19 protein-coding genes are annotated in these 25,154 nt (G+C 65.4%); 7 read left to right on the top strand and 12 right to left on the bottom strand.

Annotation, left to right across the window (positions count from 1 at the left end; translation table 11 throughout):
* Window positions 1-37: 37 nt before the first annotated feature.
* Entirely contained in the window at window positions 38-391 is a 354-nt protein-coding gene (locus tag BraRD5C2_RS32860) for a VOC family protein (RefSeq protein WP_223975517.1), read from the top strand.
* A gap of 67 nt (window positions 392-458) precedes the next feature.
* On the opposite strand, the gene BraRD5C2_RS32855 is transcribed toward BraRD5C2_RS32860, so the two are convergent.
* Together BraRD5C2_RS32855 and BraRD5C2_RS32850 are read right to left on the bottom strand one after the other, a co-directional pair.
* Window positions 459-4,181: an AsmA family protein gene (locus BraRD5C2_RS32855; protein ID WP_223975515.1), complete on the bottom strand. Its 3,723-nt coding sequence runs from the start codon at window positions 4,179-4,181 to the stop codon at window positions 459-461.
* Window positions 4,182-4,410: 229 nt separating this feature from the next.
* Window positions 4,411-5,643 carry a cytochrome P450 gene (locus tag BraRD5C2_RS32850; RefSeq protein WP_223975513.1) on the bottom strand — a complete coding sequence of 411 codons (1,233 nt, stop codon included), beginning with the start codon at window positions 5,641-5,643 and terminating at the stop codon, window positions 4,411-4,413.
* Window positions 5,644-5,814: 171 nt separating this feature from the next.
* On the opposite strand from BraRD5C2_RS32850, the gene BraRD5C2_RS32845 reads away from it, so the two are divergent.
* Window positions 5,815-6,426, top strand: a complete 612-nt coding sequence (locus BraRD5C2_RS32845) for a TetR/AcrR family transcriptional regulator (RefSeq protein WP_223975511.1) — start codon at window positions 5,815-5,817, stop codon at window positions 6,424-6,426.
* 4 nt (window positions 6,427-6,430) lie between these two features.
* On the opposite strand, the gene BraRD5C2_RS32840 is transcribed toward BraRD5C2_RS32845, so the two are convergent.
* Window positions 6,431-7,723 (bottom strand): MFS transporter, encoded by a 1,293-nt coding sequence (locus BraRD5C2_RS32840; protein ID WP_223975509.1) that lies wholly within the window; start codon window positions 7,721-7,723, stop codon window positions 6,431-6,433.
* A gap of 701 nt (window positions 7,724-8,424) precedes the next feature.
* Between BraRD5C2_RS32840 and BraRD5C2_RS32835 the strand changes: the two genes are divergently transcribed.
* From BraRD5C2_RS32835 to BraRD5C2_RS32825, 3 genes are read left to right on the top strand one after another with little or no spacing between them, the layout of a single operon-like run.
* On the top strand, window positions 8,425-10,194 hold the full coding sequence (locus tag BraRD5C2_RS32835) for an adenylate/guanylate cyclase domain-containing protein (protein WP_223975507.1): 1,770 nt from the start codon (window positions 8,425-8,427) through the stop codon (window positions 10,192-10,194).
* Between the two features lie 43 nt (window positions 10,195-10,237).
* Window positions 10,238-11,119, top strand: coding sequence for a phosphatase PAP2 family protein (locus BraRD5C2_RS32830; RefSeq protein ID WP_223975505.1), 882 nt, complete (start codon window positions 10,238-10,240; stop codon window positions 11,117-11,119).
* Window positions 11,116-12,153, top strand: a complete 1,038-nt coding sequence (locus BraRD5C2_RS32825) for an A4/G1 family peptidase (RefSeq protein WP_223975503.1) — start codon at window positions 11,116-11,118, stop codon at window positions 12,151-12,153. Before BraRD5C2_RS32830 ends, BraRD5C2_RS32825 begins: the two co-directional genes overlap by 4 nt.
* A gap of 51 nt (window positions 12,154-12,204) precedes the next feature.
* Here the strand turns inward: BraRD5C2_RS32825 and BraRD5C2_RS32820 are convergent, their stop codons facing one another.
* The 7 genes from BraRD5C2_RS32820 to BraRD5C2_RS32790 form a co-directional block, all read right to left on the bottom strand.
* Window positions 12,205-12,948 (bottom strand): ABC transporter ATP-binding protein, encoded by a 744-nt coding sequence (locus BraRD5C2_RS32820; RefSeq protein ID WP_223975502.1) that lies wholly within the window; start codon window positions 12,946-12,948, stop codon window positions 12,205-12,207.
* Window positions 12,929-14,728 (bottom strand): branched-chain amino acid ABC transporter ATP-binding protein/permease, encoded by a 1,800-nt coding sequence (locus BraRD5C2_RS32815; RefSeq protein ID WP_223975501.1) that lies wholly within the window; start codon window positions 14,726-14,728, stop codon window positions 12,929-12,931. The genes BraRD5C2_RS32820 and BraRD5C2_RS32815 overlap by 20 nt, the downstream gene beginning before the upstream one ends.
* On the bottom strand, window positions 14,728-15,585 hold the full coding sequence (locus tag BraRD5C2_RS32810; RefSeq protein WP_223975500.1) for a branched-chain amino acid ABC transporter permease: 858 nt from the start codon (window positions 15,583-15,585) through the stop codon (window positions 14,728-14,730). The genes BraRD5C2_RS32815 and BraRD5C2_RS32810 overlap by 1 nt, the downstream gene beginning before the upstream one ends.
* Before the next feature lie 19 nt (window positions 15,586-15,604).
* Window positions 15,605-16,801, bottom strand: coding sequence for an ABC transporter substrate-binding protein (locus tag BraRD5C2_RS32805; protein ID WP_223975499.1), 1,197 nt, complete (start codon window positions 16,799-16,801; stop codon window positions 15,605-15,607).
* 161 nt (window positions 16,802-16,962) lie between these two features.
* Window positions 16,963-17,946, bottom strand: coding sequence for an NAD(P)-dependent oxidoreductase (locus BraRD5C2_RS32800; RefSeq protein WP_223975498.1), 984 nt, complete (start codon window positions 17,944-17,946; stop codon window positions 16,963-16,965).
* 12 nt (window positions 17,947-17,958) lie between these two features.
* A complete protein-coding gene (locus BraRD5C2_RS32795) occupies window positions 17,959-19,815 on the bottom strand; it encodes a TRAP transporter large permease (protein ID WP_223975497.1) in 1,857 nt (618 codons plus the stop codon).
* Between the two features lie 9 nt (window positions 19,816-19,824).
* Window positions 19,825-20,856 (bottom strand): TRAP transporter substrate-binding protein, encoded by a 1,032-nt coding sequence (locus tag BraRD5C2_RS32790; protein WP_223975495.1) that lies wholly within the window; start codon window positions 20,854-20,856, stop codon window positions 19,825-19,827.
* Between the two features lie 159 nt (window positions 20,857-21,015).
* Here BraRD5C2_RS32790 and BraRD5C2_RS32785 point away from each other — a divergent pair, with 159 nt between their 5' ends.
* Entirely contained in the window at window positions 21,016-21,747 is a 732-nt protein-coding gene (locus BraRD5C2_RS32785) for a FadR/GntR family transcriptional regulator (RefSeq protein WP_223975494.1), read from the top strand.
* A gap of 12 nt (window positions 21,748-21,759) precedes the next feature.
* On the opposite strand, the gene BraRD5C2_RS32780 is transcribed toward BraRD5C2_RS32785, so the two are convergent.
* Window positions 21,760-22,044, bottom strand: coding sequence for a hypothetical protein (locus BraRD5C2_RS32780; RefSeq protein WP_223975493.1), 285 nt, complete (start codon window positions 22,042-22,044; stop codon window positions 21,760-21,762).
* A 74-nt stretch (window positions 22,045-22,118) separates the two neighbouring features.
* Window positions 22,119-24,164 (bottom strand): adenylate/guanylate cyclase domain-containing protein, encoded by a 2,046-nt coding sequence (locus tag BraRD5C2_RS32775; protein ID WP_223975492.1) that lies wholly within the window; start codon window positions 24,162-24,164, stop codon window positions 22,119-22,121.
* Between the two features lie 190 nt (window positions 24,165-24,354).
* Here BraRD5C2_RS32775 and BraRD5C2_RS32770 point away from each other — a divergent pair, with 190 nt between their 5' ends.
* On the top strand, window positions 24,355-25,086 hold the full coding sequence (locus BraRD5C2_RS32770; RefSeq protein WP_092115881.1) for a cytochrome c biogenesis CcdA family protein: 732 nt from the start codon (window positions 24,355-24,357) through the stop codon (window positions 25,084-25,086).
* Window positions 25,087-25,154 lie beyond the last annotated feature (68 nt).

The raw sequence follows: 25,154 nt of genomic DNA, 5'->3' as shown, positions 1-25,154 counted from the left end.
CTTCGGCAGATGGTCGTTCCGCCACGCGGACTTCAGCATGAAGGTCAATCGCATCGTCGCGAACGTTGCCGCATCAGATGTAGCGGCAGCGAAGTCGTTCTATCTCGACATCCTCGGCCTCGACCCGCTGATGGATTTCGGTTGGATTGCGACTTACGGTTCATCCGAAACGATGCAGGTTCAAATCAGCTTCGCTTCCGAAGGCGGCTCCGGCACGCCGGTGCCTGATCTCTCGATCGAGGTCGACGACCTCGACGAAGCACTGCACCGGATGAAGGGTGCCGGCATCGCGATCGAATACGGACCAGCGGACGAGCCATGGGGCGTACGGCGCTTCTACGTCCGCGATCCGTTCGGCCGGCTGATCAATGTTCTCCAGCACCGATCGTAGGCTCTGGATTCCCGTTCCGACGCGTTTTCATCACGCGAACCGGACCCATTTCGCCTGAAGACACTCGCTAGTTCTGCACCGCTGGCCGCGGCGGCGGATTGGCGACCTGCGGCGTCAGCGACAGCGGCGGCCGCAGCGGCCTCGACCTGGCCGCACCGGGCACCGGCTTGACCTCGATCGGCGGGGGCAGCGGCGCCAGCTGCGGCTGGCTCGCAACCGGCGCAGGCGGCGCAATGGCGGGCGCGGTGACGACCGGCGGGATGATCGGCGGCCGTGGCGCAACGATCTTCGGCTTCGCCGGCACGCGGCGTGGATCAGGGCCCGGCACCGGCAGATTGACAGAAGGCACGCCCGCCGAATTTGGATTTGACACATCAGGCGCCGGCGCGGCGGGCGGCGGAAGGGCTGCCGGGGTCGGCGGCGGCACTGGTTCGCCGCGCTCGATCGCGTCGAGCCGCTTGGTCTCCCGGTCGATCGCGCGCACCGCAAGCCATGACGACAACGCCGCAATGTCGATGCTGCGCGACAATCCGTCCGGCGTGCCTACGGCGAGCAGCTGGATTTCCGGGCGGCTGCTCGCAGTGCCGATCTGCGTCGGTGCCAGCGCGGCGCGGATGTCGGCCTGGTCGGCTGGAATATCATAGCCGCCGGACACGGTGACGTTGGCACCGCTCGCCGCAAGCGTGGTGGTGCCGAACCGGACGCGGCCGTCGCGGATGTTGAAGGGGATTTGCGCCGAAGCGACCGCCAGCCCGCCGGCGGCCAGCGCCGGTTCGACGATCTGCTTCAGCCGCGTGTCGTCGGTCGCCTGCCCGGAATCGCTGGCGCGGATCGCAACGTCGAACGCGCGCGGATCGAGCCCTGGAAGGTTCAGCCCCTCCAGCGTCACGGCGCCGCTGCCGGACAGCGCACCGATCAGCGCCGAGGCGCTGCGCCCCTGCGTCAACAACGTCATCTGCATCGAAGTGCGTCCCTTGGGCATCGCGAGGCTGCGGTACCGCAAGGCCGAGCCGTCGACACCCGAGAGCTGCACATTTGCATTCAAGGCAAGTCCGTTGACGCCCTGCCGCGCATCGATGGAGGCGGTCGCCTCGCCGCCGCCGATCTTGCCCTTGACGCCGTCGAAGGTCAGCGACTGCCCGTCCGACCTGATGGTGCCGCTGACCGGCTGCAGCTCGGCCCCGCCGGGCAGCAGGCCGTGCAGCGCTTCGAACGTGACCTTGCCGCGCCAGGCGCTCGTCAGTCCCTGGCCGAGCGGCTCCGTCGCATCGTGACCGGCCGCGCCGATCGCCGCCGTGAAAATCGGCGCCAGCGTGATCTGATCGAGGCCGACTTCGCCCTCGATGCTCTTCTGGTCGGCGAGCGTCAGCGCCAGCCGGCCGCGCAGCCGCGAACCGGCGACGATGCTGTCGAGATCGTCGAAGGTCAGCCTGTCACCCGCAAGCGTGACCCGCGACGACAGGCGGATGTTTGCCGCCGGATCGGATGATTTCAGACCGAGCAGCGGACTGAGGTCGGCGCTGCGGACGCGGAGGCTGATGTTCGATTTGCTCTCCCCGGCCCCGTTCTTGGACCACGGCTCCGCGGTCCCTTCCGCATCCGCGTCGAGCCCGGCGCCCCAGAGCCGTGCCTTGAGCCGCAACGGCGCCTGCCACGCGCCGCTCACGTTGCCCTCGAACTGCGTCGTGCCCGCACCGGCTGCAACCGCACGGTCAAGCCCAAGCAGCGCGAGCAGTGCATTGCCCTCGCCGGCGGAGAATTTCGCCTCGGCCGTCACGTCGCTGCTGCGAAGTGCGTCGAAATCCAGCGCACGGATCGCAGTTGCCGGCGGCGTCGCCGAGATCACCGTATTGCCCTTGAGCTGCGGCGTGTCGAGATCGATCGTCGCGCGCGCGCTGACCCGATCGGCGGTCTTGCCTTTGCCGAGGTCGAGCGCAAGCCTGGCACGGACCGGACCGGCGTCCGCGCGCAGCACACCGAGCCGCGTGGCAAGCGCCGGCGCGAACGGCTGCACCACAGCGGTCAGCCGGCCGAGCGACGCGGCGGTCGCATCGACCGCGAGCTTGCCGGTCGCATTGGCGCGATCGAAATTGCCACTGCCGTCAAGCGTGACATTGTCGGGCTGACCGATCCTCACGCGCTCGAGCACGATGCTCTTCGGGCTGTAGGCGATCTTCGCGAGCAGCGGCCGCAATTCCTGCCCCGAAGAGATCGCGCGACCGATATCGAGCGACAGTTGCGCCTCGTCCGGCCATTCGGCTTGCGGGCCGGCCAGCGAGCGGATGAAGGCTGCGGTCGCATCGAGATCGAGCCGCTCCGCCTTCAACTGCGCCTCGACCTTGGAGCCGCTCGCTCCCTCGCGATGCGCGACCGCGACGCGGCCTTCGATCGCGCCGCTCTCGATTTCCGCCTTCATCGCGTCGATCGAAAAGCCTGATGGCGACACCGTGACGTCGCCGCGCAACCGCAGCGGCTTCTGGCTGCGATAGGCGATGTCGCTCCGCCCCTGCAGCCAGCTCATCAGCGTATCGGGGTCGGACGATTCGATATTGAGCGCGGTCTTGAAGCTGTTGGCGACGCCGGTCTGCGCGCTGGCGCCGCTCATCGAGACCCGCGTCGATCCCGGCGCGCGAAACTCCAGCCGGCGCACGGTCCATGATTTCGCATCCGATTGCAGCTCTGCCGAGATGTCCTGCAACGGGCGGCCGCCGAGCATGATCTGCTCGGAGGTGAGCTCGACCTGCGCAGGGATCGGGCTTTGCGGGAGACCCGACAACACCGCGCGCATCGCCGGGAGCACGCGCACCGGCTCGACATTGCCGTTGCTGCCGTCCTTGGCGCTATCTTTGGCGGCGAACTTGTCGCCATCGAGCTGTCGTGCTGAAAGCGATGCGCGCAGCAGCGGCGACGCGCCGAACCGGAGATCGCCATTTCCTGCGAGCTTCAGCGCGCGGTCTTCGCCGCCATAGCTCACCTCGACCTGGTCGAGACGCGCCGCCGAATAATCCGATTTGATCCTGGCCGCGATACGCCAGGGCGGCATATCGCTGCCGCCGCGCTGGCCAGGTGTGCCCGCCAGCGTCACGCTCCCCTCGAACCGCGGCGCGCGGGCCTCGAAGGTCAGGATGCCGTCGAGATCGGCCGACACTGGCCGCTGCCCGGGATCGATGTTGAAGTGCAGGCGGGTGCCGCTGCCGTCGGCGCTTTGCCCGGACGAGATCCGAAACGGGTAGCGGTTGCCGTCGAACATGAAATTGCCGTCGCCGCGGATCGCGCCGGCAAGCGAACGAACATCGCCGCTGAAGGCAATGTCGTTCAGCTCGAGCGTGCTGCGGCTTGCGGCGTCATGCAGTGTGATGCGGCCGGTCAGATTGAGACGGTCGATCGCCAGCGAAGCCAGGTTGAAGCTCCCGCTCGACGGCGACCAGTCGATCCGCCCATTCGGATCGAGCCCGAGATCGAGCGACATGCCATTGACGGTGAGTTCGTTCGCGCGCCATTCGCCGCGCATCAGCGAGCTCAAGCTGAGCTCGACGTCGAGATTGGCGGCCCGGACCTTGCCGCGGTCGTTGGCGCCGCCGACGGTGACGTTTTTCAACCGCAGCGAGGGCGCAGGCAGCAGACGCGCGTCGAGATTGCCGGCGACACGAACCGGCATGCCCATGATCTTGGACGCCTCCGTCTCGAACTGCGGCCTGAACTGGTTCCAGTCAACGAAATACGGACCGACCAGCGCGGCCACCAGCGCAAGAATGAAGGCGATTGCCAGGCCGAGCAGTGTCGTCTGCACGGTGTCTCCCTTTGAGCCCGCTCCGCGGCAGCCTCCTTATGCTGAACCCTTTGCCAACCCTTGGCCGGAGCAACCCAAATATAGAGACAAGTATGGCGAAGTCACAGCGGCTTTACCGCTGCGACGTCAGGCGGATGACGGTTTTCCGCTCAAGCGTGCGTGCACACCGGCCTTCCGCGGCAGGATTACTGCCCTGCCGCGCATCCCGGATGTCGCCACATCCCCGATGTCACCAGCTCGCAGGCAGCCGCTTCAACCCGCGCAGCACGAAGGTCGGCCGCCACTCCGGATTTTCCGCGTCATCGAGCCGCAGGTCGGGGATCCGGCGCAGCAGCGTCGAGATCGCGACTTCGGCCTCGATCCGCGCCAGCTGGGCGCCGAGGCAGAAATGGATGCCGCCGCCGAACGACAGCGGCCTCACGTTCGGCCGCTGGATGTCGAGCTTCTCGGGATGGTCGGGATAGACCGCCTCATCGTGGTTGGCCGAGCCCAGCAGACACAGCACGCTCTCCCCCTTCGGGATGCGCTTGCCGCCGAGATCCTCGATGTCTTCCAGCGCGACGCGGCCGGTCAGCTGCACCGAGGAATCGTAGCGCAGGAACTCCTCGATCGCATTGGTGATCAGGCCGGGATTGGCCTTCAGCAGCGCGAGCTGATCCGGGTTGCGGAACAGCGCGAGCAGGCCGTTGCCGATCAGGTTCACGGTCGTCTCATGGCCGGCGCCGAACAGCAGGATGATGTTGGCGGTGAGCTCCTCGTTGGTCAGCTTCTGGCCGTCCTCCTCGGCCTGCACCAGTTGCGTGGTGAGGTCGTCACCGGGCTGCTTGCGGCGCAGCTCGAACAGCTGGTGGAAGTACATCGCGGCCATCGCGTTGCCGGCGTTGCCCTGCTTGATCTCCTCCGCCGTCAGCGGCACCGGCTCGAGCAGGCGTCCGCCGTCGCGCGAGCCATTGTAGAAGGCATCGCGATGCTCCTCGGGGATGCCGAGCATGTCGCAGATGATCGTCACCGGCAGGCGGAACGCGAAATCCTCGATCAGGTCCATCTTTCCCTGCGGAATGATGCGGTCGAGCGTTTCGTCGACGACGTGCTGGATGCGCGGGCGCATGTCCTCGACCCGGCGTGCGGTGAACGCCTTGACGACGAGGCCGCGCAGGCGGGTGTGGTCGGGCGGGTCCTGCTGCAGCATCCAGTGGCTCATGCTGCGGATGACCGGCTCGTCCATGATCTTGGGGCCGTAGCGGCGGATCGAGCGCTCGACATAGTCCTTGCCGAACCGCTTGTCGCGCAACACAAGGCTCGCCTCCGCGTGACGGCTGGCCACGAAGGCGCCGTGCGCGTTGACATGCATCGGATCGAGGCGGCGTAGCCGCTCATAGTAGGGATAGGGATTACGAATGAATTCGGGCGCCAGGGGGTTGAAAAGCGGCTCGCCGCTGGCCGGCTGAACTTGCTCGTTCATGGTGACCTCGTTCGTGCGCTACGCCGGTGCCTGCACTCTGGCGCGCCTTGGTGTCATCCTCAAGACCGCACCAACACGGGTACGGCCATTCTGGTTTTAGCAACTCTCGTTCTATAAAGCGCAACTCGATACACTCTTGTATCGAGTTGCATTCTGCCCTAAAATGCGCCGATGTCAAGGGTTCGAACCAGACCGACACGCGACGACACCTGCGAGAAGCTGTTCGAGGCGGCGGCGCAGGTGTTCGAGGAACAGGGAATCGGCGGCGCCAGCATCGAGACGATCGCGGCCGCGGCGGGTTTCACCCGCGGCGCCTTCTATTCGAACTTCAAGAGCAAGGACGAGCTGATCTTTGCGATGCTCGAGGATCACGTCGAGCAATCGATCCGGCGCAATCTCGATTTGCTCGCCAAGCACAAGGACCTCGCCGACTTCCTGGAGGCGCTCCGCACCGTGGACCGCAGCCGGCAGGATCCGCTCGGCCGCTCGCCTCTCCTGCATATGGAGATGATCCTGTTCGTGGCGCGCGCCGAGAAGCGCCGGCCCGAGCTCGCCAAGCGCCTGCGCGCGCGGCGCAAGCTGATTGCCGACATCGTCGAGACCGCGCAGAAGAATAGCGGCAGGAACGCGAGACTCAATCCGGACTGGACCGGCGCGATCGTGCTGGCGCTGGAAGATGGTTTCCGCCTGCACCGCCTGATCGATCCGGAAACCACACCGGCCGACAGTTGCCTGCGCGCGATCACCGACCTGCAGCGGGCGATCGGCGTTTCATCCGCCTGATGCGTCAGGCCGCGCTGGCGACCTTGTGCATCTGGCCGGCGACGGCGCGGACCTTGCGCGGCGAAGCCTGCCAGATCGCGAATGCCGACAGCAGGCTGACGGCAATGCCGAGCAGGAACGCGCTCGTATAGCTGCCCGAGAGATCGTAGAGTTGTCCAGTGATCCAGGGGCCGGCGGCTCCACCGGCGAGCGCGGCCAGCATCACGGTGCCGAAAATGCTGCCGTATTGCTTGCCTTGGAAGATCTCCAGCACCACCGGTCCCATCACGGATGTCAGGCCGTAGCCGAGCGCGCCCTGGGTGAAGACCATGAGATAGATCAGCGTCATGCTCGGCCAGTATTTCAAGGCGGCGAGCGCAGCAAAGCAGATCACGAAGCCGAAGCAGGAGATCGCCCACACCCATTCGCGTCCGATGCGATCGGAGAGATGCCCGAGCCAGATCTGGCCGGGAATGCCGAGCAGGCTGACGACGCCCAGCGCCCAGACGCCGACATTGGAGCTGAAGCCGATGTCGAGCAGGAACTTGGTCTGGTGCACCTGCACGGCGTACCAGATGTACAGACCGCAGAAATAGCCGGTCGCAATCCACCAGAACCGCGCGGTGCGCAGCGCGCGCGACAGCGTCCAGTCGGTGCCGGCCCACACCGGATCGACGATGTTCGATGCCGGCCTGGCCGACGTCGCCGTCGGTGCGGCATCGCCGTCCGGCTGCAGGCCGATGTCTTCCGGCTTCTTGTGCAGCAACAGGTTGATCGGCGCGAGCACGACCAGCACCAGGATCCCCATCGCGGTGCAGGCGGTGCGCCAGCCGGTCTGCTCGATCATGTGCTGCACCCACGGCAGCAATGTCACCGAGCCGATGCCGACGCCGGCGAAGGCGAGCCCGATTGCGAGGCCGCGGCGGCGGGTGAACCAGTTCGGCACGAACAGCGACTGGCCGGAATAGCCGAGGCAGACACTGCCGGAACCAACCAGCACGCCGATGGTGAGATAGAGATGCCAGGGCTGCGTGGTCAGCGGCGCCAGCAGCAGGCCGGAGCCCATCAAGAGCACACCAAGCTCCATCACCGCGCGCGGACCGCGGCGGTCCATCAGCCTGCCGATCAGCGGGCTCGCGATCGCGGAAGCGACAAACCCGAACGAGAATGCGCCCGCGGTAACGCCGCGCTCCCAGCCGAATTCGGAGATGATCGGCGGATAGAACAGCGAGAAGGCCGTCCGTGCGTTGACGCCGATCGCCATGGTGACGAAGGTCACCGCGACGATGATCCAGCCGTAGAAGAAGGGGAGACGCATGGAGGTCTTCGTTGCCAGGGTTGGAGGACGAATACCTGTTTCAGCCCGTGCTCGCTGACGGTCAAGTCCCATCGACCGGCAAGGTGGCTTCAAGGGCGGGTATTCCACCCGCCCGCGTCAATTCGCTCAATCAACGGTCCAAATTTTGTGAAGCAATTCATAGACAATCAGGCCCAGCGCTGCAGACTTGCGCGCGATGTCGAACGCCTCGGCCATATCAGTTGACCTTCTGTTGCCTGCGGGACTTCCGAGTACGCTCAATCGGACGACTGGCAGCCCCGGATACGACGATGGCGATCGCTCCAGCGGTAACGCCGCGCTCCCGGCCAATCTCGCCCGTGATCGGCGGGAAGAAAGGAGAACACCGCTCCCGCATTGACGCAGATCAACGGAGACGAGTTTCGCCGCGGCGATGATCCAGCCATGAAGCCAAGGAACGCATTTGCGTGTTCAAGGCGCCAATGCCTGCCTGGTCCGCACCGTATCCACCCGTTGGGCGGATCGCGATTGCGCGCCCACGGACGCCCCCCTCAAAGGTTGCAAACATCACACTGTACCAGCGCACTTGGCTGGCACACCCATCCGGATGGAGCCTTCCTTTATGATCTTGATGAAGATATCCTTTTCGCGTTGGTGTTCTGTTTTTTTGTGCCAGATTTTAGTCGCCTATCAGTAAATTTTGCAGAAATATCAATCATATGATGACCCCATCGGTCCCGGAAGTTCGCCGACGCCTTGCGGCAATCCTCGCGGCAGACGTGGTCGGCTATACGCGCCTGATGGAGGCGCACGAGGAAAACACCCATACCCGGCTGATGCGTTTGCGCTCGGAAGTCCTCGACCCGGGCGTCTCGGCGCAAAACGGCAGGATCATCAAGAATACCGGCGACGGCTTCCTTGCAACCTTCGATACCGCGCGCGACGCGACGCGGTGCGCACTTTCGCTGCAAGAAGCTCTGGCCGTGAATACAGCCGGGATGCCCGCCGACGAGCGCATCAGCTTTCGCATAGGGCTGAATGCCGCTGACATCATCGTTGAAGAAGATGACGTCTATGGCGAGGGCGTGAACATCGCGGCGCGCCTTCAGAACTATGCGCAAGCGGGCGGCGTGGTGGTTTCTGGAGCCGTCGCGGAGCAGATCGGCCAGGACCTCGACGTCAGCGTGATTGATCTTGGCGATCTGCATCTTCGCAACATGGGTCGGCCAGTCCGCGTGTATGCGCTCCACCGACCCATGCAGCCCGCGAAGCTTGTCGGCGAAGCCCCGGTGGGCTCGGAACCTCGTCCCTCGATAGCCGTTCTGCCGTTCCGAATGAACCTGGCCACTCCGGAAGAGGGGTATTTCGCCGATGGTGTCGTTGACGACATCATTCGCGGCCTTGCCGGGCTCAAGGAGCTTTTCGTCGTATCACGCGGGTCCAGCCTTGGCTTCAGCGGCCGAAACATAGACGTGCGCGAGATCGGGCGTCGGCTCGGGGTTCGCTATGTCCTCTATGGCGGGATTCAGAGGACGATGACCTCGGTCCGTATCGTGACCGAGCTCAGCGACGCCGAGTCGGGCGAAGTCATTCGTTCGGATTTGCACGAAGGCGACCTTCGCGAACTCTTTGCGCTTCAGGATCGGATTGCCGTCAATGTCGTCAGACAGATCGCGCCGCAGGTTCGCGAGCGTGAGCTTATGCGATCGATGCGCAAACATCCGCAGAACCTGACCGCCTACGATCTCGTACTGCAGGCGCTCGATCTGTTGTTCCGGATGGACTACGATTCCTTCTCCAAGGCGCGGGGCCTGCTTGAGCAAGCCATTTCATACGACCCTAATTTTGCGCTGGCCTATTCCTACGTCGCGCTGTGGTATGTGTTCCGGATCGGGGAAATCGGATCGCCGGATCCCGAGGGTGATGTCATCGCCGGCGCCAGATATGCCAGGGAGGCTATCGATCGAGGCGGTGACGATGCATTCGCGTTGGCGGTGTATGGTCACGTCCAGTCATTTCTGCTGCATGACTTCCAAAGCGCAAGGATTGCCCTCGACCGCGCTGTTGCCGCCGGCCCGAGTTCAGCCATGGCCTGGACCATGGCGAGCGCAACATCCGGCTTTCTTGGTGATGGCCCTGCCGCCCTGCGCCAAGGTGAACAGGGCGTCCGGCTCTCGCCGCTCGACGCGCGCTCGTTCTGGCACGAGGGATTGTTCGCCCAGGCTCACTACGTGAATGGCGACTATGAGCAGGCATTGGAGTGGGTACGTGGCGCGCTGAACCGCAACGGACTTATTCGCTTCAATCATCGCCTGCTCATCGTCACGCTCGGTGCCTTGAGCCGTCGTGAAGAAGCAGCGGAGGCGGCGCGCCGCTACCTGGAAATTCAACCCGGATTCCGTATTTCGTCCTACGCGCCACGCTGCCCGTTTCGCGGCGAGGCATTGGAAAGCTGGCTCGGCCACCTGCGATCGGCGGGGCTTCCTGATTGACTGATACTGCTGACGACAACTGCCGAACAAGGGAGCGACGTCAATGACAGGCAACACAGGTAACACGGGCAATACCGGAAACACCGGCAATACGGGAAACACCGGCAACGTCGGAGGGGGCGGTTGGTTTATCTCAGACCGCGTCGACTTGCCGTTCGTGACACGGCTCGATCCCTCCGGCACAAACGAGCTTGGCAGCCTGCGGCGGACGCCGCCGGCGCATTTCGGCAGCCGACAATGGTCGGCAAACTGGTATGCGTGGCGTGTCCTGCATCAGTTCATCGCCAATGCCCCAGGCTGGGCAACGACCATCGATGCTGACGCCACACTCACACAGATTCGGACCGATTTGGTCACCGGCTATGCCGCCCAGATCGACAACCTCGTGCTCGCCGCGCGGGATGAACGGCCGGATGCGATGGGCTTGATCCTCTCGCAGGACGCTGAATTCTTCACGGATTTTCTGGCTGTGCTGACCGCGAGGCCCGGCTCGCATACGCAAACCTGGCGCCTGTTGAATATCGCGAGTTTGATCGGGTCCTTTGCGGCATTGTATTTCAAGGACAAGTACGATTTGCCTCGACCGTCACAGATTTGCCCCGCATTGCTGCCGCCGATCCAGGTCCCCGGTCACTCGTCCTGGCCGAGCGGGCATTCCACCCAGGCGCATTTCATGAAGAACTGCATGCTCAGGGTGTTCGCCGCGACGGCGATGTCCGCGGCTGACCAGACCGTCTGGAAATCCGACCTGTCCATCCTGGCGGATTCGATCGCCCGAAACCGCGAGATTGCCGGCGTGCACTATCCGAAGGATTCGGAAGGTGGCGCCAGAATCGCCGATCTGCTCGACACCGTCATTCTGACACCAAACGTCGTGCCGATGTTTGACGCCGCAATCGCGGCTGCCGCAGGCGAATGGCAATGAGCACGCGGGACGGGCGGAGCCCCACATACGACACCGAAGGCCTGAGGAAGGTCATCAAGGACTCGACGACCAGCGTGCTTCCTCCCACCGGATTTCGCACGTTGGTCGCCTCGCAGGACGAGCTGACGGCGCTCGGCTTTCCAAGACGACCGGACCCCGTGCTTCAGCCGGCCGAGTATGCGTTCTGGCAGAAGATGTTTGGTCCGACGGTGGCGTTCGAGGCCTTCGATTTCCAGGTGCTTTCCCCGGTCACGGCGGGCCTCCGCCGATCGTTCGACCAATCGCCGCGGCGGGAAAGCAGCCTCAACTGGTCCGGTGCCTACGTCACGCCGAGGGATGGCACCGTATTCTCGTCGGTCTGGGGGAAGTTTCAGGTGCCGACGCCAACCCAGCCGGCGAGCGGCCGGGCCAGCGAGACATATCACAGTTCGACGTGGATCGGCTTTGATGGACAACGTCGGTATTACAGATCGACGCTGCCGCAAATCGGCACCGCGCAGAACATCGACCCTGCCACAGGCGCCGGCAACCCGACGACCTCGTTCTTCGCGTGGTGGCAATGGTGGGTCAGGGGCGACCCGGCCCAGGCGCATCCGATCACGCTCGTGTCGCCGAAGATTCATGCCGGCGATCTGATCATGTGCCTCATGCAGGTGGCGCCGGACCGCACCGGGGTGTCGTTCGTGATCACGAACCTCACGACCAGTCGCTCTGTGCAGTTCTTTCAAACAGCACCCCTGACCCAGCTGGGGCAACCCTTCAAGATTCCCGGCGCAACGGCGGAATGGGTGATGGAGCGGTCGGCCCTCCCGGGAAATCCAACCCCACTGCAGCTCCCGGACTACGGCACCGTGGTCTTCCACGACTGCGGCGCGTCCGCAATCAACATGGATACCGGAGCGACGGTGGAGCGCAATCTCTCCGGCGCGAAGCTCATCGACATGTACGTCGTGAAGGAAGGCCCGGAGAGGACCGAGAAGCCCTCCATTGCGAGGCCGATCGATTCGACGGAGTTTCTTACCTACTTCCGCTAGCGCTGCGTTCGACACTGCGGGACTCGGCGCCGAAGAAATTGGAACTGCTACCTACCCCAACGCGTGGCTTTCATGGCCGAAATAAGCGCGCTCGAGCCGGCGCGCGAGGTCGCCCTCGCCGGTCACAGCCTCCAGCGCGATCGTCCCCTGCACCAGCGCGTAGACCCGATCGGCGCAGGCCAGCGCCTTCTCCAGCAATTGCTCGACCAGCAGCACCGAGGTGCCCTGCTCGCGCAGCCGGCCGATGACGTTGAGGACGCGATCGACCAGCACCGGCGACAATCCCGCGGAGGGCTCGTCGAGCATCAACAGCCGCGGGCGGCGGACCAGGCCCTGCGCCACCGTCAGCATCTGCTGCTGCCCGCCCGACAGCGCGCCGCCGCGCTCATGCCGCTTCTCGGCGATCTCGGGAAAGAACGACAACGCCTCCTCGATGCGCACGGCGCGTTCGGCGCGCGGCAGGTCGTAGCCGGCGAGCAGCAGATTGTCGGTCACGGAGATCTGCGTGAACACGCGATGGCCTTCGATCACATGCACGAGCCCGGCACGCGCGGCCTCGCGCGGCGTGGCGTTGGTCATGTCGCGTCCGCCGAACCGCACTTGCCCGGCATTGACTGGCAACAGTCCCGACATCGCGCGCAGCAGCGTGGTTTTGCCGGCGCCGTTGGGGCCGAGCAATGCGACGACCTCGCCGGCGGCGATCGTCATGTCGATGCCGTGCAGCACCCGGATCTTGCCGTAGCCGGACTCCAGCGCGCGTACGTCAAGCAGAGGTTCAGCCGCCGAGGTAAGCACTGACGACCTCCTTGTGGACGCGAATCTCCGCCGGCGTTCCCGCCGCCAGGATGCGGCCGAGATTGAGCACGGTGACCTGGTGGCAGATGTCGAAGATCAGGTCGGCATGGTGCTCGACCAGCAGCACACCGGTGCCGCGGCCGCAGATCGCCTTGATCAGGCTGGCGAGCCGCTCGATCTCGTCATTGGAGAGGCCAGCCGCGGGCTCGTCGAGCAGCAGGAAATCCGGATCGAGCATCAGGGCGCGTGCGATCTCGATGAAGCGCAGTTCGCTGTGCTGCAGACGGTCGGCGCGCACATCGGCGAGCGCCTCGAGGCCGACGACGCCGAGCAGCGCTCGCGCCTTGGCGGCGAGCAGACGTTCGTCCGCACCGTTGCGCGGCAGTGCCAGCATCGCCTCGACGAAGTTGGCCCTGCCCTCGATCGAACCGCCGATCATGACGTTCTCCAGCACCGAGGCTTCGCCGATCACGCGCGGCGTCTGGAAGGTGCGTGCGATGCCGCTGGCCGCGCGTTTGACCGGTGCGCCCGCGGGCAACATCGCGTCGCCTAGCGTCATGGTGCCGGCCTTCGCGGCGTAGTAGCCCGAGATCACGTTCAGCGTGGTGGTCTTGCCGCTACCGTTCGGCCCGATCAGGCCGTGGATCTGGCCGGGCGCGACGTCGAGGTCGAGGCCGTCGATCGCCTTCACATTGCCGAAGCTCAGCGCGATGCCGCGCAGCTGCAGCGGCTTGCCGCCATCGCGCCGGCGCACGATGTCGGCGAGCGCCGCCGGGCGCGGAACGATGGCGCGGTTGCTGGCGAGCGGACGGCGATTGCGGAAATCGAGCAGCGCCGCGATGCCACCGGGCATCACCAGCACGATCAGCAGCAGCAGCACCGCGTAGAGGAAGGTCGACCACGCCGCGAGCGGCGCCGCAATTTCGGGCAGGATGGTCAGGATGATGGTGCCGAGCATCGGCCCGAGGATCGAGCCGCGGCCGCCGATCAGGATCGCGATGAAGAACAGCACCGAGAGATCGAAGGTGAAGGCATCGGGCGTGATGTAGGTCTGCAGAGTCGCGAACAATCCGCCGGCGATCGCCGCCAGCGCGCCGGCGAACAGGAAGATCGCAATCAGCATGTTCGGCTTGGAGATGCCGCTGGCTTCGGCGGCGACCTCGGCGTCGCGCACCGCGATCAAGGCACGGCCGAAGCGGCTGCGCGCGACATTGGCGCTCATCCAGGTCGTGACCGCGGCGAACGCGATACAGAGCCCGTAGAATCCCCAAGGCGTGTTGAACGGCGCCGGGAATTCGGGGCCGGTGATGCCGATGCCGCCGCCGGTCACGCTCTGCCAGGCCAGCGCGATCTGGGTCACGATGGTCGCAAAGCCCAGGGTCGACATCGCGAAATAGAAGGTACGCAGGCGCAAGGCCGGCAGACCAACGATCACGCCGAAGATCGCGCCGATCAGGCCCGCGATCGGCAAGGCGGCAAACACCGGAATCGCCGGCATCACGTTGCCGGCGACCAGCACGCTGGTCGTGTAGGCGCCGAGCGTCAGCAGCGCGACATAGCCGATCGCGAGATGCCCCGCGAAGCCGACGACCAGATTGAGGCCGGACACCAGCACCCAGTAGATCGCGGCGCGGGTGCCGATCAACACCCAATAGTCGTTGCTGACGAAGGGCAGCAGCACCGCCACGACCAAGATACCGAGGAACGGCGCGATATGCGGCAGCGCGGCGCGCCATGCGCCGCTGTCGGTCCGGGGCGGCGTGGTCGTGACCGACGTCATCAGACTCTCCGCGCGGTCGAGGCGCCGAACAAGCCTTGCGGCGCTGCGAGCAGCACCACGATGAACAGCGTGAACACCGCGACCGAGGAGAAGATGCCGCCAACCAGGAAGTTCGCCGCCTGCTGGAACAGGCCGAGCGCGAGCCCGCCGATGATCGCGCCTCGGTTGTTGCCGAGTCCGCCCAGCGCCACCGGCACGAAGCCGTAGAAGTTGAGCAGCGCGCCATTGGCGAAGAAGGCGAGCAGCAACTGCCCGCCGGAGAATCCGGCGATACCGCCGACCACGCCGGCAAGCGCGTAGCTCGCGACACGCAGATTGCGCTCGGGCAGACCGAGCGCCCGCGCCGCGAAATTGTCCTCGGCGATCGCCAGGAACGCGCGGCCGACCAGCGTGCGGCGGTAGAGATACTCAAGGCCGATGATGGTGATCGCGCAGGCAGCGACCGGCAGCCAGAATTTCTCGTCCCAAACGCCCTCGCCGAATCCTGCGATGCGCGGGAACGGCTGCGGCTCGGTGCCCCATTTGATCGCGGTGACCTGCTGGATCATCAGTGCGACCGCCAAGGTCGACAGCACGTAAAGATGCTGGTCGAGGCTTTTCAACACCGGCCGCACCGCGACGAATTCGGTGATGATCCCGATCACCGCGCAGCAGAGTAGCGTCAGCACGAAGCCGACAGCGATCGGCAGGCCGAGCTTCAGCGTGAACAGCGAACCGAACACGCCGCCCAGCATCGCAAGCTGGCCGGCGGTGAAGCTCATTACCCGCGAGGTCGAGAACATCGTGTTGTAGGTGACGCCGACCAGCGCGTAGATCGCGCCCGCCGCGAGACCGGATGCAAGGATAGAGGCCAGCATCGGCTGCGCCCTCGCCCTGCTATGTGTATCCTGGCGCCAGCGCGAAGGTGCCGTTCTTGGCGGTCGAGGATTCCGACATCACGATCTCTTCGGTCAAATAGCCGTTATGCTGGGTCGGCGAGAAGCGGTAATTGCCGAAATAGCCGGGATAGGTCGACAGCGAATTCCAGTAGTTGACGATGGCGGCGCTGTCGGTCGAGCCGCTCTCCGCGACCGCTTTCGCGATCAGCTCGATGCAATCGATGCCGCCGGCGACCCACCACAACAGCGTATCGTTCAGCGCGATATTGGCCTTGGTCAGGCGCGCGACGAGATCCTCGCTCTTCGGCGGCAGCTTGCCGGCGCTGTCATAGCTGCAGCTCTTGTAGCCGATCGCATAGACCTTCTTCCAGTTCTCCGGTTTTGCGACGAGGCTCGCAAGCTCCCCCGACGCCATCGAAGGGTGGCCGACGAACGGAACGTCCCAGTTCATCGCGGCGCGGGTGTTGAACATCCGCGCCTCCATGCCGGTCGAGACGCTCCACACCACGATCGCCTCGGCGCCGGCGTTCTTGGCGCGCAGCATGTCCGGCGTCATGTCGGGCTGGGTGGCATCGATATTGGCCTGATAGACCACTTCGGCGCCGTCCTTCTTGAACGCCGCGACCGACGCCCCCACCGCGGTGACGCCGTAGCCGGTGGTGTCGCCGATCACGGCGACCTTCTTCACCTTGAGGATCTTCAGGCAATAATTGCGCACGGCATCGTCCCACTGATTGTTCGACGGCGCGATGCGGAACGCATTGGGGAATTTGACCGGATCGATCAGGGTCTCGACGACGCAAGGATGCAAATCAGGCATCTTGGCGCGCGCCATAATCGGCGTCGTCGCCAGCGCCTCACCCGAATTCAGCGGCCCCCAGATCGCGTGAACCTTGGCCTGGCTGATCAGTTCCTGCGTGGCGTTCACCGCCTTGGTCGGATCGCCCTGAGTGTCGCGCATCACGAGCTCGATCTTGCGCCCCTTCACCCCGCCCGCGCCGTTGATGGCATCGACCGCGAAGTTGACGCCGCGGTTGAAGCCGACCGTCGGCGCCGAGCTCGGCCCGGTGATCGCCGCGAGGCAGCCGATCTTGATCGGTTCCGATTGTGCGATGGCAGGAGCCGGGAAGGAGAATGATGCGGCGCCGAGTGCGCCGGCGCTGCCCAATAAAACGTCACGGCGTGAAATGGCCATGTGATGCACTCCCTGTTTCCCTCTCGGCGCCCGTCGTTTGTTGCGGGACGTCCGTTGATTGATTGTCCGCGCGCTCAGGGGCCGCGGTTGACGGGCTCAAGTTTGAGCTGGATGTGAAGGTCTTGTCCAGCCCCTCCGCGACATTGAGATCAGCGGAACGTTCATGGCTTCGGTCGCCGCGTCCAGTGCTCGGCATTGACGGCGCCGACCGGGATCTCGCCGGCGATGATCTTCGCGACCTGGCGCACGGTCTCCGACGACTGATGCTCGATGGCTTGCGGCGTAAGACCGCCGATATGCGGCGTTGCAATGACATTGTGCAGCTTCGCGAGTTCCGGCGTCGGCATCTGGTCCGGCGCGCGGCCGACATCGATCGCCGCGCCCGCGATGCGGCCCTCACGCAACGCGGCCGCCAGCGCTACGTCATCGACGAGGTTGCCGCGCGACAGGTTGATGAAGAACGCGTGCGTCTGCATCCGCGCCAGCGCGGCCTGCCCGATCAGGTTCTCGGTCGCTGCATTGGCGATCGCAAGGCAGACGACGTAGTCGGCGCGCGCCAGGAGATCGTCGAGCGGGACATGCTCGATCGCCGCGTCATCCGGCATCACGAAGGGATCGGCGACCAGCACGTTCATGCCGAGCACCTTGGCGATTCCAGCCAGATAGCGCCCGATGCTGCCATAGCCGATGATGCCGATCGTGCTGCCCGCGAGCTGGCGGCCCATCACGACCTCGGGCGCCCTGCCCGCGCGATAGTCAGCGGTGGCGCGCGAGACGCCGCGCGACAGATCGACCATGAAGCCGAGCGCGAGCTCGGCGACCGACTGGACAAAGCCGGCGCTCGCCTGCGTCACCAGCACACCGGCGGTAGACGCTGCCGCGACGTCGATGTTGCGGATATCGACCGCACAGCGCACGAAGGCGCGCAGTTTTGGCAGCCTCGGAAATATTTCGCCGGGCCCCGGCGTCATGCGGTCGGCGACGATGATGTCGACATCGGCTGCGGCCGCGACCAGCGCCGCCGCGTCGAGCGCATCGTCACCCTCGTGCAGCGAGACGTCGGCAACCGCGCGCAACCCGGTCAGGCTGCGCTCGCCGTAATAGTCGCGGCGCATCTGCGGCGTATGGGCGAGCAGGACCTTCACGTTTCCATCCCCCTAGTAGCCGAGCGCATGCGGCAAGGCCGTGCTGATGGCGGGTACGAAAGCGATCACCAGCAGGCACAGCAACAGCAGGCCGAGATAGCCCGAGATCGGCTTGATGGTCTGCTCGATCGGCACATTGCCGATCAGGCAGGCGCCGTAGAGGCCAAGACCAAGCGGTGGCGCAAACAGCCCGAGCCCCATCGCGATGACAAGCACGACGCCGAAATGCAGGGGATCGATGCCGAGCTTGACGGCAACCGGCAGCAGCAACGGCCCGAAGATGATCAGCGCCGCAGCGCCCTCCAGCACCGAGCCCATCACCACCAGCACCAGGATCGACAGCAGCATGAACAGCCAGACGCCGTGGCTGCCCGAGATCGCCAGCATGAGCTCGCCGACCGCGTGCGGCACCTGTTGCAGCGTCAGGATGAAGGCGAGCGATTGCGCCGCCGCAACGATGAACAGCACCAGTCCCGAGCGAACAGCCGATTGCACGAAGCAATGTGCGAGGCTCTTGGCGCCGAGTTCGCGGAACAAGAGGCTGCCGACGGCGATGGCGTAGACCGCAGCGAACGCGGAGATTTCGGTTGCGGTGGCAAAGCCGCTCTTGAAGCCGAAGAAGATCATGAAGATCAGCCCGAACGAGGCGATCGCGCCGGTCCACAGGCCGGATACTGCGGCGCGCGGCTCGGCTTCCTCAGTCGCGGCGGGACGCTTGCCGAACACGATCGATACCGCGATCAGCGCCAGCGCCATCAGCGCGGCCGGCAGCATGCCGGCGACGAACAATCCGCCGATCGACAGATTGGCGACGAAGCCGAGGATGATCAGGTTGATGCAGGGCGGAATGGTCTCCGCCATCACGGCGGAGGCGGCGAGCAGCGCCACCGCGCCGCCCGGATTCTGCCGCGAGCGGCGCGCTGCCGGGATCAGCACCGAGCCGACGGCTGCGACGTCGGCCATCTTCGAGCCGGAGATGCCGGAGAACAACACCATCGACATCACCATCACGACGTTGAGCCCGCCGCGCATCCGCCCGACCGCACGCTGCAACAACTCGATCAGCCGGACCGACATGCCGTTGGCTTCCATCAGATAGCCGACCAGGATGAAGAACGGGATCGCCAGCAGCACGAAATTGTCGATGCCGCGCGCCATCTGCTGCGCGAAGATCACGCCGGGCAGCGTGCCTTCCACCCAAATGAAGATCAGCGCCGCCAGCGCCAGCGCAAAGCCGATCGGCAATCCGCCGAACAGCGTCAGAAAGAAACCGATCAGCATCAACGCCTGCGACGACGGCACCGACGATGGCGCTAGCGCATCCCAGGCCAGATAGAGGCCGGCGACGACGGCGGTGGCGACGATGCCCGCAACCATGTCGCGCAGCGGCGGGCCACAGAAGGTCTCGAACGCGAAGATCGTCATGAACGCCGCACCGATGCCCATCGGATAGAACGTCCATTCCAGCGGCAGGCCGGAGCCGGAGGTCTGGCCGGTGGTCAGCCAGCCCATCTTGACGGCGTTGAACGCGACGGTGCCTGCGACGATGGTGACGAGCAGCGCCCCGACCGCGTCGACGACCCGCCGCACGCCAGGCGGCAGCATGTCGACGAAGAAGGCGACGCCGAGGTTCTCGCTGCGCGCCAGCGCGCTCGCCGCGCCGAAGAAGCTCGACCCGACCATCAGACCGCGGGCGACGTCGTCGGACCACTCGACCGGTGCGTTGAACAGGAAGCGGGCCAGCACCGAGACGCACACCACCACGAGATCGGCGGCGAGCAGGACCGCGGCGACCGTGTCACTGATGGCGAGCAGCGGCGCCGTGACCCGATCGGTGCTGCTTCTCGTCGCAACTGCGGCGACTGACATGCGCCGACCTCAGGCCTGGGTGGCGCGGATCAGATCGACGACGGCCTTCGCCTCGGGCCGCGCCTTGATGAAATTGTCGGTCTGCGGCAGCACGCGCTTGCGGAACGCCTCCTTGTCGCACTCGACGACGGTGACGCCCTTCTCCACCAGGGTCGCCAGCGCCTCCTTCTCCACCGCAAGGCCGTGCGCGCGGGTGTCGGTTGCGGCCTGCTTCGCCGCGTCGAGAAAGCCGTCGCGCAGTTTCGGGGCCATGCGATTGAACGTGGTGTCGCTGAAATAGACCGCGAGCGGCGAGAAGATGTGCTGGGTCAGCGCATAGTGCTTGGCCGTCTCGTAGAACTTGCTGGCCAGGATGGTCGGCGGATCGTGCTCGAGGCCGTCGAGCACGCCGGCTTGCAGCGCTGTGTAGATCTCGCCGAACGCCAGCGGCGTTGCCGCCGCGCCCATCAACCGCAAACATTCGGTGATGATCGGGTTGGGCAGCGTGCGGATCTTCAGGCCGGCCAGATCTTCCGGCGTCTTCACCGGCTTCTTCGCCAGCACGCTGCGGGCGCCGAAATTGTAAGCCCAGGCGATGATGTGGATGCTGCCGCCCTTGAGCAATGCATCCTCGATCGGCTTCGCGGCGCCGGCGTCGAACGCCTTGGTCTGCTGCTGGTAGCTGGTGAAGAGGTAGCCGAGATCGAACGTCCCGACCAACGGCACCAGATTCGCCGAGATCGACGAGCCCGAGACCATCAGGTCGATCACCCCGAGCTTCACCGAGTTGATGACGTCGATCTCCTGGCCGAGCTGGTTGTCGGGGAAGAAAGTGACCTCGATCTGCTCGCCGAGCCCGTTCGCCTTCAGGCTCTTGATGAGGTTGGCATAGTAGACCCGGCCGTTGGCATATTTGGGGTCGTTCGGAAGCGATGACGAGCAGCGCATCTTCATGGTCGCGGCCTGCGCGCGGCCGATGATCGCCGGCGCGGCGGCAAGCCACGCCGCAGCGGCGGCCGATGACCGCAGCACGATGCGGCGGTTCACATGCTTCGAGATCATGATGGTGCTCCTCCCCAGGAACAGATCTTGTTGTCTCAGCTACCCGCCCTGTTGGTGCGAGCTTGGCAGCTCTTTTGTCATAATGTATGACAAAAGACATTCGGTTGTGCAAGAGTGCCGCGGCGGCGGCGGAGACAACCAACCGCAGCGAGGCTTCCGATGTTCCAGACCTCCAACGCGTTGCGCCGGAGCGTGCACAGCCAGGTCGCCGACCGGGTCGGCAGCAGCATTGTGCGCGGCGAGATCGGCGTCGGCGAGACGCTGCCGCCGGAAATGCAGATCTGCGCGATGATGGATGTCAGCCGCACCGTGGTGCGCGAGGCGATGCGGACGCTGACCGGCAAGGGGTTGATCGAGTCGCGCCCCAAAAGCGGCACGCGCGTGCGGCCACCCGAGCAGTGGAATCAGCTCGATCCCGACGTACTGCGCTGGCACCTCGAGACCACGGAGATCGATCGCTATCTCGCCAAGCTGTTCCAGCTGCGCTCCGCGGTCGAGCCCGCCGCCGCAGCGCTGGCGGCGAACCATGCCGAGGCTGACGACATCGCCCGCATCCGCGCCGGCTGCGACGGCATGGACGCGGCCAAGACCAACGACGACTTCGTCGCCGCCGACATCATGTTCCATCAGGCGATCTATTTCGCGACCCGCAACCAGTTCTTCTGGCCGATCGCGCAGATGTTCGAGATCACCCTGCGCCAGAGCTTTACGATCGCAGCGCCCGGCTCGCACCGCCCGCGCGCGCTGATCGAGCACCGCGCGGTGCTGGACGCGATCGTCGCGGGAGATGCCGAGGCTGCGCGCGAGGCCACGGTGGTGCTGCTGACGCATTCCGCCGACGATCTGGTGCGGATTCGGGGACGCGAGTTCGAGACCCCGGTTCGCCGATAGCAGCTCCTGGCGTCAGGCGCTCGTCTCGGAAAACTTCCGGCCAATCAGCACGTGTGCGCCATCGGCCTCGATCCACTCGTCGTGCAATTCGCCCTCGGCAACCGAAAAGACCTGTCCTGAACGATAGGCGACGGGTTCGCCGGTTTGCCTGACAACAAACGTTCCGGAGATGACCAAGCCGCGGATCTCGAAATGATGCCGATGCCGTCCCTTGCCGGGGCGCGGATCAAGCTTCTGGCGTTCGATTTCCTGGAAACCGTCGGCCTTCAGTTGCTGTTCGAACTCGTGGGCGTTCATGCCGCTCTCCCGTCCACCCCTGCGATCGGCAAACGATAACGCCATTTTGCGCGGACTGGCAAAAACCGGCAGCACTATTTCGAGCGCGCCACCGTGGTGCCGTCCCAATCCTCATCGGTCGGATTGTCGAGCTGATGCCGGCATCGGGCGATCATCAGCGCAGACGCCGCGTCCGTGCCGCGCAGTTGCTGTGCCGTCTCGAAGGCGACCGCCGCCACGGTGAAATCGCCGACGCGCCAGGCCGCAAGCCCGGCCTCATAGGACGCGATCCAGTCGCGCGCGATCGCGCCCTCGTCGGCCATTGCGATCAACTCGTAGATCTCGAGACCGCCGGCGCGGCCGTAGACGGCGAGCCGGTCGAGCTCGCGGACGACGATGCGGTCACCGGCCAGACGCCGCGTCTCCGGACCGATGATGATGGTCGATCCATAGACCTTGTTGGTGCCCTCGAGGCGGCTTGCGATGTTCACGGCGTCGCCGATCACGGTGTAGTTGAGCCGCACCTCCGAGCCGATATTGCCGACCAGCATGTCGCCGGAATTGATGCCGATCCGGATCCTGACCGCCTCTCCCTTGTCGTCGGCGAGGCCGGCCTGCGCGACCGCGCGCTGGCAGGCGAGCGCCGCCCGGCAGCAATCCACGGCATGGTCCGGATTGGCAGTGGGCGCGCCCCAGAACGCCATCACGGCGTCGCCGATGAACTTGTCGATGGTGCCGCTCTCCTGCTGGATCGCCGCGGAGACGATGTCGAAATAGCGCGACAGCAAGGGGATGATGCGGTCGCCGAGCCGTTCCGACATGCCGGTGAAGCCGGCGAGATCGACGAACATCACGCTCATCGGCCGCACGGCGCCGCCGAGCCGCGCGCCATTGCCGTCGCTGACCAGCCGCCGCACCAGATCGGCGGGAATGTATTTGCGGAACGCGGCGAGCCCCTGCGCCATGTCGCCGATCGCACCCGACAGGTTCTCGATCTCGGCAAGGCGCGACGGATGCCGCTCGACCTTGTCGAGGTCGAAGCGCTCGACATGTCTGATCTCGCCGACCACCTTGATCAGGGGCGCCGCGATCAGGCGCTGCGCCAGCCAGGCCGACAACAGCCCGGCGGCCGCGATCAGCGCCGCGAGCCCGATCAGCAGGTTGCGGATCGTCATCCGCACCGGGCCGAGGAATTCGGATTCCGGCACCACCGTCACCAGCGACCAGCCCGGGAACGAGATCGGCGTCAGCACCGCCTGATAGGCCTGCCCGTCCCGCGTCACCTGGGAGCGGAACGCCTCGCCCTCGCCGGGATCGTAGGCCTTGCCGGCCTGCCTGACCGCGGCGAGCGCAACCGGCAACAGCGGATGGTCGGTCTTCAGCGCATTCAGTTCGTCGGCGTCCTGATCCGGAGACGCGATCACGCCGCCGTCGCGATCGAGCAGGAAGGCGCCCGCCGACTTGCCGACCGTGAGTTGCGAAAGGAAGTTCGACACCCGGGTCAATTCGATGATGATGGCGAGCACGCCGGTGCGCTCGCCGTCGACATCGATCGGCACCGCCAGCATCGCGGCCAGCCGCTCGCCGCGGGGCAGCGTCGTCAGCGTCGACCATTGCTGGTCGCGGGCTGCGATCGCGTCGCGAAACCAGGGCTGCTCCGTGACCAGATATTTGCCGTCCTCGACGGTGCTGCCCTTCGGCTTGATGTCGATGCCGGCATAGTCGTATTGATCGGTCCGCAGCTTGCGGTCGGGCGAGATGGTCAGCATCTCGACGCCGGCGTCGCCGAGCTTGTGGGCGCCAAAAAACGAGCCGTCCGGCCAGCCGAACGCAACCCACGAGATGGTCGGTTGCGACTGCAACTGCGACAGGAACACGAACTGCCGCTTGCGCGCGTCGCGGGCGTCCAGCACCTTCTCGGTCAACAGCGTCCGCACCGCCGTCATCGACGAGCGCGCTTCGGTCGTGATCGACTGCAACTCGTCGCCGACCGCGGACACGATCTGGTCGTTGATGGTGTCGGCCAGCGTCTGGCTCACCCGTTGTGCGGTGCGCCACCACAACAGATGCACGCCGACGGCGCTGACCACGATCGAGGTCAGGACGAGGGCGGAGATGGCGCTGCGGATGCCGATGCGCATCGATGAGGTCCGGTTCAGCGGTTGCTTTACCGCACTACGGAACATATCCGCGATTGTTTCACCAGCCCGGGACGCAACGCAGCCCCCGGACACGGGCCTGTGACCATAGTTGAATGCATCTGCGACGAAACTTCTGGATTGTTGGCAGCGTACACGCCAAGACAAGACAGCTATCTTCGAAGGTTCCTTGATGCACGACGTCACGATCCCGGCCGCCTTGATCGCCGGTCTAGTCAGCTTCCTGTCGCCCTGCGTGCTGCCGCTGGTGCCGCCGTATCTGATCTACCTGACCGGTGCGACCATCGAGCAGGTGAACCAGGACGGCGCCACCGCGGCCTCCAAGCGCGCCGTGATGACGGCGGCGGTGATGTTCGTGCTCGGCTTCTCCACCGTGTTCGTCGCGCTCGGCGCCAGCGCCTCGATCGTCGGCGGGCTGGTGCGCGCCTGGTCGGCCGAGCTCTCGATCCTGGCCGGCATCGTCATCATCATCATGGGCCTGCACTTCCTCGGCATCACCCGGATCGGCCTGTTGATGCGCGAGGGGCGGCTGACCGCGCCCAAGCCGGTCGGGCTGTGGGGCGCCTATGTCATGGGGCTGGCGTTCGCGTTCGGCTGGACGCCCTGCATCGGGCCGATCCTGGCTGCGATCCTCTCGATCGCGGCCGCGGAGGCCACGGTGACCAAGGGCGCCGGCCTGCTCGCGGTGTATTCCGCCGGGCTCGGCATCCCCTTCCTGCTCGCCGCCTTCATGGTCAAGCAGTTCTCCTCGGTGTTCGCGCGGATGAAGCGCCATCTCGACACCGTCGAGCGCGTGATGGGCGTGCTGATGGTGGTCACCGGCATCGGCTTCCTGACCGGCGCGGTGTCCGGCGTCAGCGTCTGGCTGCTGGAAACCTTCCCGGCGCTGCAAAATATCGGCTAGGGCCCGTAACAAGCCCGCCATGTCAGGCGAAACTCCCACCATGACGCAGCCGTAGCTTTTGGCTCGTG

It is taken from the genome of Bradyrhizobium sp. RD5-C2 (assembly GCF_019972155.1).
Classification (GTDB): domain Bacteria; phylum Pseudomonadota; class Alphaproteobacteria; order Rhizobiales; family Xanthobacteraceae; genus Bradyrhizobium.
This window is presented reverse-complemented; position numbering and strand designations above follow the sequence as displayed.

Coding starts and splice junctions, on each gene's coding strand:
- BraRD5C2_RS32860 (WP_223975517.1), top strand. CDS start 38: ATGAAGGTCAATCGCATCGTCGCGAACGTTGCCGCATCAGATGTAGCG.
- BraRD5C2_RS32850 (WP_223975513.1), bottom strand. CDS start 5,643: ATGAACGAGCAAGTTCAGCCGGCCAGCGGCGAGCCGCTTTTCAACCCC.
- BraRD5C2_RS32845 (WP_223975511.1), top strand. CDS start 5,815: ATGTCAAGGGTTCGAACCAGACCGACACGCGACGACACCTGCGAGAAG.
- BraRD5C2_RS32840 (WP_223975509.1), bottom strand. CDS start 7,723: ATGCGTCTCCCCTTCTTCTACGGCTGGATCATCGTCGCGGTGACCTTC.
- BraRD5C2_RS32835 (WP_223975507.1), top strand. CDS start 8,425: ATGACCCCATCGGTCCCGGAAGTTCGCCGACGCCTTGCGGCAATCCTC.
- BraRD5C2_RS32830 (WP_223975505.1), top strand. CDS start 10,238: ATGACAGGCAACACAGGTAACACGGGCAATACCGGAAACACCGGCAAT.
- BraRD5C2_RS32825 (WP_223975503.1), top strand. CDS start 11,116: ATGAGCACGCGGGACGGGCGGAGCCCCACATACGACACCGAAGGCCTG.
- BraRD5C2_RS32815 (WP_223975501.1), bottom strand. CDS start 14,728: ATGACGTCGGTCACGACCACGCCGCCCCGGACCGACAGCGGCGCATGG.
- BraRD5C2_RS32810 (WP_223975500.1), bottom strand. CDS start 15,585: ATGCTGGCCTCTATCCTTGCATCCGGTCTCGCGGCGGGCGCGATCTAC.
- BraRD5C2_RS32805 (WP_223975499.1), bottom strand. CDS start 16,801: ATGGCCATTTCACGCCGTGACGTTTTATTGGGCAGCGCCGGCGCACTC.
- BraRD5C2_RS32795 (WP_223975497.1), bottom strand. CDS start 19,815: ATGTCAGTCGCCGCAGTTGCGACGAGAAGCAGCACCGATCGGGTCACG.
- BraRD5C2_RS32790 (WP_223975495.1), bottom strand. CDS start 20,856: ATGATCTCGAAGCATGTGAACCGCCGCATCGTGCTGCGGTCATCGGCC.
- BraRD5C2_RS32785 (WP_223975494.1), top strand. CDS start 21,016: ATGTTCCAGACCTCCAACGCGTTGCGCCGGAGCGTGCACAGCCAGGTC.
- BraRD5C2_RS32780 (WP_223975493.1), bottom strand. CDS start 22,044: ATGAACGCCCACGAGTTCGAACAGCAACTGAAGGCCGACGGTTTCCAG.
- BraRD5C2_RS32775 (WP_223975492.1), bottom strand. CDS start 24,164: ATGCGCATCGGCATCCGCAGCGCCATCTCCGCCCTCGTCCTGACCTCG.
- BraRD5C2_RS32770 (WP_092115881.1), top strand. CDS start 24,355: ATGCACGACGTCACGATCCCGGCCGCCTTGATCGCCGGTCTAGTCAGC.